The organism is Pusillimonas sp. ANT_WB101, from assembly GCF_008369125.1.
Taxonomy (GTDB): Bacteria; Pseudomonadota; Gammaproteobacteria; order Burkholderiales; family Burkholderiaceae_B; genus Allopusillimonas.
Genome location: NZ_VOAY01000002.1, coordinates 446,783 through 461,537, shown reverse-complemented (window position 1 = coordinate 461,537; position 14,755 = coordinate 446,783). Strand labels below are relative to the sequence as shown.

Sequence of the window (14,755 nt, the reverse complement as noted above, 5' to 3'; positions counted from 1 at the left end):
ATGCTACTGTCTGCAGAGGTGTCCGGCATCAGATAAGCACAAGCGATGCCTGCAATGCCCAGGCAACACCACCATAAAAGAAAATGGAGATACAGCATGGCTGAAAAGTTTGATGCATTCGCCGATTTCCACATGGATGGCCACAACGTCATCATTACGGGTGGCGCACAAAATATAGGCGCGGGCGTTGCCAAAACGCTGGCGGCAGCGGGTGCCAACGTGATGATTGCTGATCTTCAGGGCGACAAGGCTGCAGCAACTGCGGCACAGATCGAGGCTGAAACCGGCAAGCGCTGCCTTGGAATGGCCTGCGACGTTACCAAAGCAGAAGACATCAATGCCGTAGTTGCCGCGACAGTGGCTGCTTTTGGTGGCATTTCTACACTCGTCAATAATGTGGGCTGGGGTCCGCGTCATGCAGACCCAACCGCTATTACTGAGGAAGAGCTGGTCAATGCGTATCGGCTCAATACGGTTAGCGCCTACCGCATGTCTATGGCTTGTCTGCCTCATCTGCTTAAAGCCAGTAATCCGAGCATTATCAACTCGGGCTCGTTTTCTTCCGCTGTACCGGCCTATGACATCCTGGCCTACGGCACATCCAAGGCGGCGCTAAATCAGATGATGATTTCGATCGCGCACATGTTGGCGCAGAAGGTACGAGTTAATTCGGTTCTGATCGGCACGGTGATAACGGAAGGTTATGGCGATGCCGGTTTGGACTCTGCTATTCAGGAAAGGTTAAAGCATCCTGATAACCTCATCGGGCGTACGGGCCAACCGCAGGACATCGCTAACGCCATGCTCTGGTTGGCATCACCGGCCAGCAGTTGGGTCAGCGGGCAGATCATCCAGGTTCATGGTGGTGGGGCTGTTGTGCGGTTGTTTGGTGAGTAGCTAAAAAGATTCGGTATTGGGGCTGTGCTCGCCTGCCAGTTGGCACCGATCTCCAAATCTGGTTCCTTTATCCACACGTGTCAGGGGCGTGCTGAGTCAGATTGCTAGTGAGAGCCTTGGTTTTTCTGGCACAGCTGATCCTCAGGCAAGTGCTTTATTTGAAGTAATGCCGCCGTCAACCGTGAAGATGGCACCCGACGTGTATGCAGATCGAGGCGAAGCCAGAAATACGAACAAATCAGCGACTTCCTCTACGTGAGCGGCGCGTCCGAGCGGCAGTTTTTTCAGTAATTGTCCGTATTGTTCGGGATCACCGAAGGTAGTCTGTGCACGCGCACGCAGGATGCGTTCTATGCGTTCTGTGGCGACTGGTCCAGGGTTCACACCCAGTACACGAATGCCGTGTTGCAGACTTCTGCCACCCAGTGCCCGCGTGAAAGCCATCAAGGCTGCATTGCCAGCGGTGCCTGCAATGTAGTCAAAGTCGTACATTTCACCCCCATTTCCGATGTTGTTCAAAATTACACCGTGGCCGCGTTCACGCATGTGCCGATAAAATGCACGGCACATGTCGATGTAGCACATGACTTTCAGTTCCCAGCCTTCACGCCATTTGGGGGCGTCTACGTCCCATAAATTGCCCCCTGGTATGGCGCCTGCGTTGTTTATCAAGATATCAGCGTGGCTGCCCTGTTCGAGTACTTTATCGATAACACCTGGCGCAGTCAGGTCCACAGCGATGATTTGTGCGTCCACCTTATATTGCCGTGCTATCTCCTGGGCAAGGCTTTGCAGTTTGTCTTCCGAGCGTGCAACGAGCACGAGAGAGCATTGCTCCTGTGCGAATGCCCTTGCCAGGCCCGCTCCTATCCCTTGTGACGCACCTGTGATCAGTACGGTTTTTCCTGCTAGTTGTAAGTCCATGGACGTTCCTTTGTTACGAATAGCCCCCGGCAAATATTCTTTACCGGTTGATTGTGTTTAGTTGCTGCTGTGTGGCGTTCAAGATAAACGCGCAGAGGTTTCCAAAGGGAAGAATTTCTGACGCTTCAAGGCAAGCTGCCAGCCATACCTCGCAATCTCGTTCAGGCCACCCGGATGCGGCGAGTAACGTTTCTGCTTTCGTGCGAATCAGTTGGGGTGACAGCGGTCGTTCAGGATCGCCAAGGACGTCGTTGACGCTGGCCGTCAATCTAAGGCCGGTGCCCGTTGTGACTGACACGCTGGCACCATAATGAGCAGGGTAACGAGATGACCAGTGTTCGGAGGTTTTTACGACTACCTTCTTTCGTAGTGCAGCGACTCGTGGGTCGTTGATCGCCGCGTATTCAAAATGAGCAAGCGTGGGGGCACCAAACAGGAGGCTGACTGCGACGGCATGTTGCAGGCTGAAGCGAGCTTGCGGACCCGTGCAGGGGGTTGGCTGATCACAGAACAGGACGGCATCCGAATAGCTTTCTATCTCAACCTGCGTGATGTCGGATGACTTCTGCGGGAAATCAAGCTGTTGCTGGTCTCTGAGCTTTAACGCAGCATCAATGGCAGCGTGCGTATGGCGACAGGCCGGCCAGGGTTTAAAACTGGTGTCGAATAGACGCCAAGGGGCTTGGGGGTTATGGCAAAGGCGGCTCGGATCTCCGTCTGGGCAAAATGCTGCAAAAAAGCCCTTTTCACCTTCGAAAATTCGCTCTGGTCCTGCAGCGCCGGCTTGGGCCAGCAGGGCTGCCTGGATTCCGGTTTGTGCCGCACGTGCAACATGCCATTGTTTTGATAAGCAAGGATCCAGGCGTACCTGCCAGAGACCGGCACTTTGCGTTGCTGCGTGGCCGAAGGCGTGCTGCCAGCCGAGTACGGGCAAACCCAATAGCGAAGCCGCTGCGGCGGCCGCGCCGACAGATCCACAAGTCGCCGTGTTATGCCAATACTGATAGTGTTGTGGTCCTACGCTGGCGCCCAGACGGATTATGGCTTCATAACCACGCACTATGGCAACAAGCACATCGCGCAGAGATCGACCCAATTCTTGCCCCAGAAACAACGCTGTGGGAATGATCACTGGGCCAGGATGAACGATGGCCTCGCGGTGAATGTCATCCATTTCCATGATATTGCCTACAGATGCAGTAAACAGTAGAGCGTGCCAAGGATCTCGCTGCAATGTAGTCTTGTTTTTGCTGTCTCGAATAGGAAAGAGGCTGCTGCCTTCCAGCAGAGCCGTTGCACTTGGTTGGGCTGCCCCAACAGCGGCGCAGCCCAACCAGTCGAGAAGGTGCAGCCTGGCTCGCTCCACGGCTTCGTTGGAAACTGGGCGTAGGCAGATTGTTGCCAGTTGTGATGAAAGCGTAGGCATCAATGGCGTACAGATGAGAACATGGCGAATGCTTTTACGATGAGTGGCTACTCATTGGACCGCCGACGGGGCCGGCTCCTGTGCTGCATACCAGTCTGCTATCTGGCTGCCCGTCATGAAGCATACGTTCGGATGACTCTGCAGCAAATCGAGCATCTCTTCGAAGTAGCCGAAACGATGGGGAACGCCCACGAGGTGTGGATGCAGGCCTAGTGCTAGTACCCTGGGGTGCGTTTCGCTTTCACGTTCGAACAACTTTAGGGTTTGTTGCAGGCGCAGTAGGTACTCGTCGGATGCGTGTTTCTCGATAGCCCAAATGATCGAATCGTTCAGTTCGAGGTTGTAGGGCATCTGAAGCAACGCGCCACTTTTGACAGTCATCCAGTTGGGTAAATCGTCGACCATCCAATCGCAGACGTAATCCACGCCGCTCTCGGCCAGAATATCGGGGGTGTCGAAGGTTTCGCGCAAGCCTGGGCTGAGCCAGCCGCGCGGGCGCTGTCCTGTAAAACCTTCGATCTTTGCGAGAGCCAACTCGATGGCCTCTCGTTCGTCGCTCTGGTTGAGAGATTTTTGGTGTACGCCATGCCCGATGAACTCCCATCCTGCGTCAAGCATGGCGTGCGCGGCGCTGGGATAAGCGTCAATGACGCTAGCATTGAAACTGGTAGATGCGGGTAATCCGCGAGCGGAGATCGTATCAATCAGACGAGGTAGGCCAGCGCGCATGCCATAGTCGGCCCAGCTAAAGTTGGGCACGTCAGGCACAGTTTCTTTACCATGGGGCGGCGTTATGATGGTGCGGGGCATGCCCTGATCGAATGACCAGTTTTCCACGTTCACCACAAGGTGCACCATGATTCTGCCTTCTTTGGGTGGGGTAAGCGGCGCACGGTCGTTCGAGAAACGATAAGGAATGCGGGGGTTTGCCATAGTGTCCTCGAGTTTGTATAAATGTTGATTGGAAAGTTCAGTGTCTGATTTGCTTCAGTATTTCGCGTTTCAGACTGTTGAACGCTTCGGTGGTGGTGTCTTCGATGGTGCGCGGCCTGTCGATAGGAACGGTAATCTTCGTGGCGATTTTTCCTGGGCGTGCTGACATCACGTAAATGGTGTCAGCAAGTAAAATGGCCTCGTCGATGTCGTGCGTCACAAAAAGTATGGTCGTTCGAAGCTTATGCCACACGGACAGCAGCAGTTCCTGCATTGATAGACGCGTCTGAGCGTCAAGGGCACCGAAAGGTTCGTCCATAAGTAGTACTTCAGAACCTAGCGTTAGTACGCGAGCAATGCCCACACGCTGACGCATACCTCCCGACAACTGCACTGGTAGATGCTTCAAGAATGCTGACAGCCCGGTAATTTCAAGCATCTCCATGGCGCGATCTTCATATTCGCTTTTAGACTTACCCGCGACCTTCGGCCCAAAGGCGACGTTTTCCCATACGTTTAGCCACGGGAATAGGGCGGCTTCCTGAAAAACGACGCCACGTTCTGGGCCTGGCTTCTGCACGGGTTTGTTATTGACGAGCAACGTGCCCGAGGTGGCTTTCTCGAACCCTGCGATAAGATTCAGTAAGGTGGATTTTCCGCAGCCCGATGGTCCTAGCAGCGCAACAAACTCTCCTGGATTGATGGTGAGGTCGATGTCTTCCAGTGCGCGAACTGGCGTGACGCCAGGATAGGTTTTGTTGATTTTGTTAATCGAAATTGCTGACATGCTGGCCTCAGTGATTTTGCAAAATACGCCACACGAGTACGCGACGCTCGAGTAGAACGATTAATCGATCGCTCAGATAGCCCATGATCCCGATTGAAACCATGTCCGCCAGCACAATGTCCATGCGTCCTACGTAATAGGCATCCCACAGCACGTAACCCAAGCCAGACTTAACAGCAACCATTTCAGATACGATCACTGCCGTCCAGGCTATGCCAAGCCCCAGGCGCAGGCCGGTGAACAGGGAAGGCATGGACGATGGCAGTACGACGCGCAATAACAATTGAGTTGATGAAGCGCCCATCATGGACGCGGCGCGCACAAGGTTTCGCTCGACATCGCGTGCTCCCTGAGTTGTGTTGACAACTATGGGGTAGAAAGCACCGATGAAAATGAGGAAGATGGAGCCAAAGTCGCGAATGCCGAACAATGCTATGGAAAAAGGGAGCCAGGCAGTGATGGGAATGGGACGAAGCCCTTGAACCAGGGGGTCGATTGACAGCGCGGCCAGGCGGCTCCAGCCAATGGCGAGCCCCAAAGGGACGCCCAACAGCACCGCGAGCAAGAATCCCTCTGCCACACGCATGGTCGAATACTGCACATTGCTAAGCCATGTGCCGAGGTAGGGATTTAGCCCCATTCCGGGGTTGGCAAAGACCCAGTCGTACCATGCGTGGCCCACCTTGACGGGTGTGGGGATCACGCCATGCATGCCTGAGTACTGGCCGACAACCTGCCATATAACTAAAAGGGCCACAGGTAGTACCAACCCGATCAGCAAATGTTTTATTTTTAGCAGAGCTCCGCTTTTGCCAGAGGTGTTGCTTACTGTCGTGCTCACGTGTTTACCTCTGTTGTGTGAGTAAGAGGGGGGCGTGGCTCCCCCTGCGGGGAGCTGGTGTTGAAGTACCTGGCATGCATTTAGTTGCCCATTACCTCATTCATCAGTGAAGGATCCCAGACAGTAGCAATCTCGCCGCTCGTATCTTTTGGAATTACGCCGAGTTCGTTGAACACTTTTGCCTGACGCTGGATCTGCGCAAGATCAAGCACGCCACCAAGTTTGATGACTTTCACTGATTCTCGTGTGACGTCGATTGGTAGACCGGTGTACTTGGTGTAGGCCTGCGCAAATGCCTCGGGGTCTTTGGCCAGACGTTCTTCTGCATTTTTGTAAGACCACAAGAAGCATTTGATCGCGTCACGTTTGGTGTCAATAGCATTGCGTGTTGCGGCTAACAGCCCGAGTTCGGCACCCACTGCTTTGGATTGACTGTAGTCAATGCTGTTGACAAAGTAGGCGGTACCATCCGCAACAGCCTGGGATTCAAATGGCTCCCAAAGCGCTACTGCGTCTACATCGCCACGTTTTAGCGACTGAATGAATGCCGTGCCGCCCCCTTGAATGTTAACGGCGGTAAACGAATTGTAGGGAATGCCTTTCTCTGCCAGTGTGGCTGCCCACTGGAACCACACAGCTGAGCCAGGGGCAATGCCGATACGTTTGCCTTTGATGTCATCCCAGCCGTCTACTTTGACGCCGGTGCGCACTACCAGATGTTTGGGCGAGGATGCTACACCTGTAAGGCCAATTAAATTGTTGTTGCCTTGAGCGAGCGCAATCGCCAGATCGGCGGGTCCTACGCCAGCAACATCGACGGAACCTGACAGCAGTGCGGTGCGGGCGTCGGCGTAACGCACGAATTCTGCGCGTTGCACGTTGACGTTGCACTGTTTTAGGTCATCTTCGACAAACACCATCGGTGCAAGATGGCCGACTTTTACATAGCCGATAGTGAGCGTGACGGGTTTATCAAGTGGCGCTGGACGTGGCCCCACGGCGTAACTGGTTGAGGTTGCAAAGGCCAGAGTGATGGCCATACCGATCGTGCTCAGTGCTGTCTTCATGCGTTTCTCCTAAGAGGGGGAGCGGTTAGGCTCTGGGTGGGGGCGCTGCGATTGAGGTGGTGGTCAACGACCCGTGAACTTCGGTCTTCGTTTCTCTTTGAAAGCATGCTGTCCTTCTTGATAGTCCTGGCTGTCGAAGCATGCCTGTACTGCCTGATCGGCCGTGTTTTTGAGGCTTGTTGTTGACTCTTCGATAGCGGAACGGATAGCGAGCTTCGCCGCTTTCAGCGTTAACGGCGCGTTGCCTGCAATGGTTTGCGCAAGCGCTGACACTCTGTCATCGAACTCGTCGTCTGGGTAGGCGTCGTGAACCATTCCGATGCGTTCAGCCTCCTGACCGTTGAAAGTTCTGGCCGTAAAGAAGATATCGGTAGTGCGGGCTGCGCCCAATATGTCTACGGCTCGCTTGATGGCATTCCGCTCATAGCCCAGCCCCATTTTGGCTGCAGGCATGCGAAATCGCGATGAATGGGCGCAATAGCGCAGGTCGCAAGACAATGCAAGCCCAATGCCGCCGCCCATACAGACACCGCGGATTGCAGCAATGACGGGTTTACTGCAGTGGATCAGTGACTGCTGAGCACCAGTTACTGCCTCTTCATATTCCAGCACCTGTGCTGGTGTGTGTCGAAGCGCAGAGAATTCGGATATGTCGGCGCCAGACACAAAAGCCTTAGAACCCTCGCCGCGCAGCACAATGACTTGGGCTTTCGGATCCTGATCGGCGCGTTCAACCCACAAGCGCAGGGCGCGCCACATGGACAGCGACATTGCGTTGTAGCGACTTGCGTTAGAAATCACGATGTTGACCACGGCGGTTGCTTCGTCCAACTCATATCGGATTTCGCCACGCAAATGCTTGGTGACGGGGTTATCTGTCTGCCCGACGTCAGTACTATCTCGAGTGTTTGTCATTACACGGTCCCATCTTTGTACAGGCGGCGAATGCCCTGGTCGTCGTAACCCAAGTCGCTCAGGATTTCTTCGGTATGCTCGCCCCAGCCAGGCGCTGACCGCTCAAGATGAGCCGGCGTGCGTGTGAGGGTGACTGGCTGGGTAATGAACTGGCGTTCGCCGCCTTCCCACGCAGACAGCGTTTTCGCCACACCGAGGTGCTTGACCTGCGGATCTTCAAACACTTGGGGCACGGTGTACACGGGGCCTGCTGGGACGCCCGCGTTATTCAACTGCTCAACCCAATGGTCAACGGTCTGAGTAGAGAAAACATCTTGAATCAGCCCGTTCAGACGTGCCCGATGCTTTACTCGCAGTTTTTCATCCGCGAACTCGGGTTCGCTCAGCCATTCGGTTTTGCCTAGTACATTGCAAAAGCGTATCCAGTTGCCTTCGCCCGATGCACCAAGGTTGAAGTTGCCGTCGGACGCGGCGAACAGACCCATAGGGCTGCTGGTGGGGTGGTTATTGCCCACCTGAATGGGTATGTCGCCGTCATTCAGGTAGCGCGCTGCCTGGAAATCCATCATGGCAATTTGCGAGTGCAACAACGATGCGTGAACCCATTGTCCTTTGCCCGATTGCTGGCGCTCGATGAGCGCGGTCAGGATACCGATGGCGGCATACAGACCTGTACTCGAATCGGCGACCGCCAGACCAGCCCTGACGGGCCCTTGTCCTGGAATTCCGGTGACGGACATTAGTCCGCCCATGCCTTGGAGAATCTGATCGAAACCAGGGCGGTCGACGTATGGTCCGGTCTGACCGAACCCTGAGATACTGGCGAGAATGATGCGTGGATTAATCGCCGCCAGCGATTCATAGTCTAGGCCTAGACGGTTTTTTACGTTTGGACGCCAGTTCTCCACAACTACATCCGCATCCCTAACTAACTTAAGCAATATTTCTTTGCCTTCAGGCTTTTTGAGATTTAGAGTGAGCGAACGTTTGTTTCGGTTCAGGTTCTGAAAATCGCCGCTCCAGCGATCTGCTGCAAACATCGCCTCATTGGGATCAACACCTTTCGGGGGTTCGATGCGAATAACGTCTGCACCAAAGTCGGCCAGAATCCGTACACAGGTCGGGCCAGCCCTCACTCTGGAAAGATCCAGAACGCGAAAAGGTTGTAGGGCATTTGAGGCATGAATGCTAGGCATGTTGCTGGTCTCGACTAATTAGGTTGTGGCAAAGGGCTGGCGGCGCGGTGACAAAGCCTGCTTCGCCATAGTGCTGCCTTTCATGTTGGTGGGCCAAAGCTAGAAGTACTTGTTCAGAATGTGGGCGCCCTATGGCCTGGATACTGACTGGTCGGTTGCGAGCGTCTCGTCCGATGGGAAACACCACGGCCGGAAGACCCAAATAATTGACGAACGATGTCCAGCTGAACAGCCCAAGCAGCATTTGCGGCTTGAACCTCTCTGAGTCGGTAATAACGTCTTCCCAATCGGGTACTCCTTCTGGGAAAACCGGCGTAAGCAGTATGTCGTGGTTCTGTAAATGTGTTTCCAGGAATTTGGCCTGGTGCGTTGGCGCATGGCGTAAGGCGGAGGCATACCAAGGTGCAGGGATGACTGTGCCTGGCAGTGCTGTCGCTCGTGTGATGTGATTGATGCCTGCGCCGGACTGCAAAGCTTTGAAGTGCGTGGTTGCGGCTTCGACATGCATGACAACGTTGGCAAGACGAACCCATTCACTCATGCCATCGAGCTTGGCCGGAGCCACAGAAGAAACAGATTCAGACAGCTCATTAAGATAGTGCTCGATGACCTGCCGCTGGTCATCATGAAGCTGAACGTGTGGGCTGTTATGGGTTACACAGTAAGCAATGCGTGTGAGGGCGGGTAGCTCCAAATCTTGCGAAAGAATTTCGTGCCATCTTGAACTCTGCAGAGAAGAGTCGGTAAGCCGAAAGCCAGGCAAATAGGCGTGGCGCTCGCTTTCTGTGAGGGTTGCCGCTAGAACCTGCGCCGCGTCGCGTGCGGAGCGGGCAAGTATTCCGACGGTATCAAGTGTCGGGGCCAACGGATAACAGCCTTCGGTAGACAATAGGCCTCGTGTGGGTTTTAAACCCAATATCCCGCAGCTGGCAGCAGGAATGCGAACCGACCCGGCCGTGTCAGTGCCCAGTGAGGCGTAGCACAAGCCGGCCGCTACTGCGACGGCTGAGCCACTGGACGAGCCACCCACCATCGCACCCGGAAAGAGCGGGTTCTGAGGTAGGGGTGTGCCGGGGTTTTCGCCTGTTACGCCGCTGGCATATTCTGCCATCGTCAGCGTAGCTAAGACGCTTGCTCCACATTGTTTCAGCCGTTGAAAAAGGGGGCTAGATGGGGCCGTCGGCAGTGAAAGATGATCCGCTTTGGCGCCACAGTGAGGCCTATGTGAATCTATGATGAAAATATCTTTGTGCGCCAAGCCTACGCCGGTCAAGGAGCCTGAGTGGACAGGCTCAACAGAAGACTCGTCCAGGGTGTCGACAATGCTGTGCCAGTGTGTGGGGTCAAGATCAAGCAAAGACCGCTGTGTAGCTAAGGCTTGGGCGATCGACACTTCATCATCCACGATCTGGCGGCGTAATTCGACCAGAGTAGTGGGAAGCGACAAAATCACGAGGTTGCCTCCGGGCATATCTCTGTGGCGGGCGAAAGCCGCTTCAAAGTCTTGGCGAGCGAGGCTAGTTCCGGCTCGCTAACTTGAATATGCTGGGTATCGAGGAGGTGAACCAAGGCAGCGCGCTCGGCTGTGGGCGAAGAGGGACTGCATCCTTGATCTTTTTTTTGCATCAGCGTGGTTCATTATATTTTGCGATGCTGTATTTATATATAATTGCCATTAAGAATACAATCAAATTTAAAATTGTCTAGGGTATTCACCTATCATGGTATTTTTTATCTGCTTAATTTTGCTTTAGGCATTGAGTGAGACTGATGCGTTCAAATGTCCGTATATATAGGAAATATGACACGGCTTCGGTTGTGTAGCTCTCGTTTCAGGCTTAATAATGCGCCCACTTTATAATCACTACCCATGAAGATCAGCGAACGTATACGACAGAGCATTGAAGAGGATATCCGCATGGGGCATTTGCTTCCAGGGGATATCATTGACGAAAATGCCGTTGCCCAAAAATTTGGGGCCTCACGTACTCCTGTACGCGAAGCCCTTCTACAGCTTGAGGCACAAAGCATGCTCATCAGCCAGCCTAGGCAAGGAATGGTCGTGGCAAAAATGGATGTTCGCCAGTTGCTAGCCATTTGGGAGCTGCTGTGCGAAATAGAAGGTGTATGCGCGCGCTTGGCTTGCGAGAGAATGACTGAGCAAGAGATAGAAAAACTGGAAGAGGTACACGTGCAGGCACAGTTGGTTGTCGACAACGATGATGTAGAAGGATGGCGGGCTGTTAATCATGCGTTCCACGATGTTCTTTATCAAGGCTCACGCAACCCCTACTTGCGGCAGGAGATTTTGCGTCTCCGCGCCAGAACCGGCGGCTATCTACAGCACGCCTTTAGCGCATTGGGGCGGTTACATTCATCACAGGAGCAGCATGGCGAACTTTTGGAGGCCATAAAGGCGCGGGATCCAAAGCGTGCACACGAGAAGATGATGGAGCACATTAGCCTGGATCAAGGCGCGCGCGGACTGACCGACTTCATCATCAACCTGCCTAGTTCGCTCATTAATACTTAGCGGTTCAATGCGACGTCTTTTTTTGGATGATCGTGGAAAATTCAAACGAAATATTCAGGAACCGCATCGTCGAGAAGGCGTTAGAGAGCAGTTTCTTCCGCTTGGTAGAAAGATCCGATTAAAAAATGACTATCCCAATGAGTTAATTCGGCTCAGCACCTGTTTGACGCATTAATGCCGAACGTGTTTTGAAGCAATCCGATGCAAGAAGATAGACGCCAGACGCAATGCTAAAAGCTATGTTAGGTCACTGTACTGGGCGACTGTGTTTTATCTAATGTATGCCATTGACTCAGCACGATGTTTATGATTTCCACCAACCCCTGTGCGGCTGGCGAAAGTGATCGGTCGCGTCGACGGTAGATTCCTAAGGTTCGGGTAAGTTGAGGCTTTATTAACGGCACTGAAATCAGGGTGGGGTGATCTTTTACCGGCAAGGCAAGACAGGGCAATACGCTAATGCCAAGTCCTGCTTCTAACATGCCATGCACTGTAGATAGGTGCGAAACTGGAATCGATTTAAAAACCGCAATACGTTTTCGGAGTAGTTCGTCGTGGACGATCTGATGCATCCCGCTTGTTGTGGATAATGCGATCAATGTCTCCCCTTCCAGCTGCCTCCAAGTTATGCTCTGCATTTGCGCTATTGCATGGTCGCGTGTACACACAACAAAAAAAGGGTCTTCCATGCAAGGCTCAAACAGCATGTCTGCATCAAGCGTACTAGGCTTGACCGTCACAGCAAAATCCGCCTCGCCAGCGCGCACTGATGACAATACCTGTGTAGCCACATCATCTTTTACTATGACTTCCAGCGCTGGGTGTTTTTGTGTGCACAGCTGCATCGCTTTTGACATGACCCTGCCTGCTATTGACGAGACACTCGATACGATGACACGCCCTCGCCTTGATTGCACAAGACTTGTCGTATCTAGCATTAACCGATCCACGTCTTCCAGAATGCGTGCAGCACCTTGCAAAAAGGCTGCGCCCGAGTCTGTAAGCACGACGGAGCGTGACGTTCGATCAAATAGCGAGATACCGAGAGTTTTCTCAAGCTCTGAAATAGTACTAGAAAGCGCTGGCTGAGACACATGGATTGACATTGCCGCTCTTCGGAAGCTTAGGTGATGTGCTACCGCCATTGCCGCACGAAGTTGTCTGAGCGTGATATTCATGTATTCATTAATCAGATTGATGCATAGGAAGAATCAAATTGTCTTATTGTTCCGGGGATCTTACTCTTGATACATAATCACCACAACAATCGAGAAGAGGAACACATGTCTGTTTTAAATATTCCGGCGGATGCTAGACGAGCGTTCGACGCATTGAAGAGTGGTGGTATTACGGTGTTTCCCAACGACGTTGGCTACACCATAGCAGGGGGGTCCGCCGGCTCACTTCAGCGCATTTTCGAAACCAAACAGCGAGCTCCCACAAAGTTGAACGCTATGGTGGGAGATATGCAAATCCACAACGATGTGCACATGCTTGACTCACGCGGGCGGGAAATGGTGTCGGCGATCGTGGAGGATTATGATCTTCCGTTGGGCTGTATCGCGCCTTATCGTTCCGAGCATTTATTAATCAAAGCCCTGGATCCGGCCGCAGTTACGGGCAGCACCAAAGAAGGCACGATAGCCATGCTAATTAACGCGGGTCCATTCCATGCTGAGATCTGTAAGCTTAGTCGCGCTGAGAGTTTTCCAATTTTTGGCTCATCGTGCAACTTCACCAATACTGGAACCAAGTTCCGAGTTGAAGATATCCCACAAGAATTGCTTGCATTAGCGGATGTGGTTGTTGACTATGGCCTACGGAAGTTTCACAAGTACCAGCGTTCCGCGACATTGATTAACTTCGAGACGCTGGAAGTGGTTCGAGTAGGATCGTGCTATGAGCTGATTGCAGACGTACTGGCGCGACATTTCAATGTGCAACTGCCGGAAGCGGTTTAGATGCGATGTGACGGATTATTCTCACAACGCCCTATAAAAAAAGGAGACAAACCATGTATAAGCTAACTCAGTCAGTGTCAGTTATTTTCGCGTCCGCAACAATATCAATAGGTGTGTCACTGTCGGCAAGCGCCGCAACCTTTCCGGATAAGCCCGTGCATCTTATTGTGCCGTTCTCGCCAGGTGGTGGAACAGACATTCTAGCTCGCACTATTGCCCCCAAACTGGCTGAAGTGCTGGGCCAGCCTGTCATCATTGAGAACAAGGCAGGCGCCGGAGGCAATATAGGCGCAGCGAGAGTTGTTGAGTCGAAACCCGATGGTTACACACTATTGTTCGGCTCGAATACACTGTCCATCAATGCCTCGCTATACAAAACGTTGTCGTTTGATACTATCAAAGATCTTGATTCAGTGGGGTTGATCGCCACAGCACCGCTAGTTCTCGTGGTGAATCCGAGCACGGGTATTAAATCAGTTCGGGAGCTCATCGATAAATCGCACGCGAATCCAGGCACATTGAATTGGAGCACGCCTGGGGCAGGCACGCCTCACCATTTAGCGATGGCCTTATTCAACAAAAAGACGGGGGCCAATCTAACCCAAGTGCAATATAAAGGGGGCGGGCCCGCAATCACTGATCTCGTCGGTAATCATACTCAGGCAAGCGTACTTACTCTGGCGTCGGTGGCGTCTTACATAGAGGCGGGTCGGTTAACTGCATTGGGTGTTGCGACCACGAACCGCACTAACTTGATGCCGGATGTGCCAACAGTTGCAGAGGCCGGCGTCGAGGGTTATTCAGCCAACCTGTGGTACGGGTTATTCGTGCCTGCCAAAACTCCCGCTGAGATCGTTAACACACTAAATGCTGCGCTCAATGAGGCACTTAAATCCGCTGACTTACGCGAGACATTAAGGCGTCAGGGCTACGAAACACAATCTGGTACACCTGAGCAGCTTCACGAAATGTTAGTTAACGACGTTGAGTCGAGTGGCCAAACGATTGCAGACGCGAATATCCAGACAATTGACTAAACGTTCATCCGGCCACCTGACACGCAGACAATAGCGGCGCTGGAGAATTTTAATGTGCTTGACATTGCTCACGGAATAGGACTCGTTCGCTATGGAACACTGCTGATAGCACATCTTAGTGACGCACAGTTAAAGTCGACACTTCTCAGACACGTGTGGCAATACAACTTTTTTATGCCATTTTCGGAAGATCGGCATACTGTGCGCGTCTATCAATCACTTTGGACAGATGCCCACA

14 protein-coding genes are annotated in these 14,755 nt (G+C 53.0%); 4 read left to right on the top strand and 10 right to left on the bottom strand.

Annotation, left to right across the window (positions count from 1 at the left end):
* The first annotated feature begins 96 nt into the window (after window positions 1–96).
* Window positions 97–897: an SDR family oxidoreductase gene (locus FQ179_RS11070; protein WP_149397350.1), complete on the top strand. Its 801-nt coding sequence runs from the start codon at window positions 97–99 to the stop codon at window positions 895–897.
* A gap of 141 nt (window positions 898–1,038) precedes the next feature.
* Here FQ179_RS11070 and FQ179_RS11065 read toward each other — a convergent pair whose 3' ends face one another.
* The 9 genes from FQ179_RS11065 to FQ179_RS11025 form a co-directional block, all read right to left on the bottom strand.
* Window positions 1,039–1,821: an SDR family oxidoreductase gene (locus FQ179_RS11065; RefSeq protein ID WP_149397349.1), complete on the bottom strand. Its 783-nt coding sequence runs from the start codon at window positions 1,819–1,821 to the stop codon at window positions 1,039–1,041.
* A gap of 40 nt (window positions 1,822–1,861) precedes the next feature.
* Window positions 1,862–3,247 carry an MmgE/PrpD family protein gene (locus FQ179_RS11060; RefSeq protein WP_149397348.1) on the bottom strand — a complete coding sequence of 462 codons (1,386 nt, stop codon included), beginning with the start codon at window positions 3,245–3,247 and terminating at the stop codon, window positions 1,862–1,864.
* 51 nt (window positions 3,248–3,298) lie between these two features.
* Window positions 3,299–4,180, bottom strand: a complete 882-nt coding sequence (locus FQ179_RS11055; RefSeq protein WP_149397347.1) for a polysaccharide deacetylase family protein — start codon at window positions 4,178–4,180, stop codon at window positions 3,299–3,301.
* Window positions 4,181–4,217: 37 nt separating this feature from the next.
* On the bottom strand, window positions 4,218–4,967 hold the full coding sequence (locus FQ179_RS11050) for an ABC transporter ATP-binding protein (protein ID WP_149397346.1): 750 nt from the start codon (window positions 4,965–4,967) through the stop codon (window positions 4,218–4,220).
* A gap of 7 nt (window positions 4,968–4,974) precedes the next feature.
* A complete protein-coding gene (locus FQ179_RS11045) occupies window positions 4,975–5,808 on the bottom strand; it encodes an ABC transporter permease (RefSeq protein ID WP_255474950.1) in 834 nt (277 codons plus the stop codon).
* Window positions 5,809–5,888: 80 nt separating this feature from the next.
* A complete protein-coding gene (locus tag FQ179_RS11040; protein ID WP_149397345.1) occupies window positions 5,889–6,875 on the bottom strand; it encodes an ABC transporter substrate-binding protein in 987 nt (328 codons plus the stop codon).
* 63 nt (window positions 6,876–6,938) lie between these two features.
* The gene (locus FQ179_RS11035; protein ID WP_149397344.1) at window positions 6,939–7,790 is read right to left on the bottom strand and encodes an enoyl-CoA hydratase; all 852 of its coding nucleotides are present in this window, start codon (window positions 7,788–7,790) and stop codon (window positions 6,939–6,941) included.
* A complete protein-coding gene (locus FQ179_RS11030; RefSeq protein ID WP_149397343.1) occupies window positions 7,790–8,986 on the bottom strand; it encodes a CaiB/BaiF CoA-transferase family protein in 1,197 nt (398 codons plus the stop codon). The genes FQ179_RS11035 and FQ179_RS11030 overlap by 1 nt, the downstream gene beginning before the upstream one ends.
* Entirely contained in the window at window positions 8,979–10,439 is a 1,461-nt protein-coding gene (locus FQ179_RS11025; protein ID WP_188074584.1) for an amidase, read from the bottom strand. The genes FQ179_RS11030 and FQ179_RS11025 overlap by 8 nt, the downstream gene beginning before the upstream one ends.
* A 417-nt stretch (window positions 10,440–10,856) precedes the next feature.
* On the opposite strand from FQ179_RS11025, the gene FQ179_RS11020 reads away from it, so the two are divergent.
* Window positions 10,857–11,519, top strand: a complete 663-nt coding sequence (locus FQ179_RS11020) for a GntR family transcriptional regulator (protein WP_149397341.1) — start codon at window positions 10,857–10,859, stop codon at window positions 11,517–11,519.
* Between the two features lie 242 nt (window positions 11,520–11,761).
* Here the strand turns inward: FQ179_RS11020 and FQ179_RS11015 are convergent, their stop codons facing one another.
* On the bottom strand, window positions 11,762–12,697 hold the full coding sequence (locus FQ179_RS11015) for a LysR family transcriptional regulator (protein ID WP_149397340.1): 936 nt from the start codon (window positions 12,695–12,697) through the stop codon (window positions 11,762–11,764).
* 105 nt (window positions 12,698–12,802) lie between these two features.
* On the opposite strand from FQ179_RS11015, the gene FQ179_RS11010 reads away from it, so the two are divergent.
* Complete coding sequence (locus FQ179_RS11010) at window positions 12,803–13,480, top strand: Sua5/YciO/YrdC/YwlC family protein (protein WP_149397339.1); 678 nt, start codon at window positions 12,803–12,805, stop codon at window positions 13,478–13,480.
* Between the two features lie 53 nt (window positions 13,481–13,533).
* On the top strand, window positions 13,534–14,517 hold the full coding sequence (locus FQ179_RS11005; protein WP_149397338.1) for a tripartite tricarboxylate transporter substrate binding protein: 984 nt from the start codon (window positions 13,534–13,536) through the stop codon (window positions 14,515–14,517).
* The last annotated feature ends 238 nt before the right edge of the window (window positions 14,518–14,755 follow it).

Coding starts and splice junctions, on each gene's coding strand:
- FQ179_RS11005 (WP_149397338.1), top strand. CDS start 13,534: ATGTATAAGCTAACTCAGTCAGTGTCAGTTATTTTCGCGTCCGCAACA.
- FQ179_RS11010 (WP_149397339.1), top strand. CDS start 12,803: ATGTCTGTTTTAAATATTCCGGCGGATGCTAGACGAGCGTTCGACGCA.
- FQ179_RS11055 (WP_149397347.1), bottom strand. CDS start 4,180: ATGGCAAACCCCCGCATTCCTTATCGTTTCTCGAACGACCGTGCGCCG.
- FQ179_RS11015 (WP_149397340.1), bottom strand. CDS start 12,697: ATGAATATCACGCTCAGACAACTTCGTGCGGCAATGGCGGTAGCACAT.
- FQ179_RS11050 (WP_149397346.1), bottom strand. CDS start 4,967: ATGTCAGCAATTTCGATTAACAAAATCAACAAAACCTATCCTGGCGTC.
- FQ179_RS11030 (WP_149397343.1), bottom strand. CDS start 8,986: ATGCCTAGCATTCATGCCTCAAATGCCCTACAACCTTTTCGCGTTCTG.
- FQ179_RS11020 (WP_149397341.1), top strand. CDS start 10,857: ATGAAGATCAGCGAACGTATACGACAGAGCATTGAAGAGGATATCCGC.
- FQ179_RS11040 (WP_149397345.1), bottom strand. CDS start 6,875: ATGAAGACAGCACTGAGCACGATCGGTATGGCCATCACTCTGGCCTTT.
- FQ179_RS11035 (WP_149397344.1), bottom strand. CDS start 7,790: ATGACAAACACTCGAGATAGTACTGACGTCGGGCAGACAGATAACCCC.
- FQ179_RS11060 (WP_149397348.1), bottom strand. CDS start 3,247: ATGCCTACGCTTTCATCACAACTGGCAACAATCTGCCTACGCCCAGTT.
- FQ179_RS11065 (WP_149397349.1), bottom strand. CDS start 1,821: ATGGACTTACAACTAGCAGGAAAAACCGTACTGATCACAGGTGCGTCA.
- FQ179_RS11070 (WP_149397350.1), top strand. CDS start 97: ATGGCTGAAAAGTTTGATGCATTCGCCGATTTCCACATGGATGGCCAC.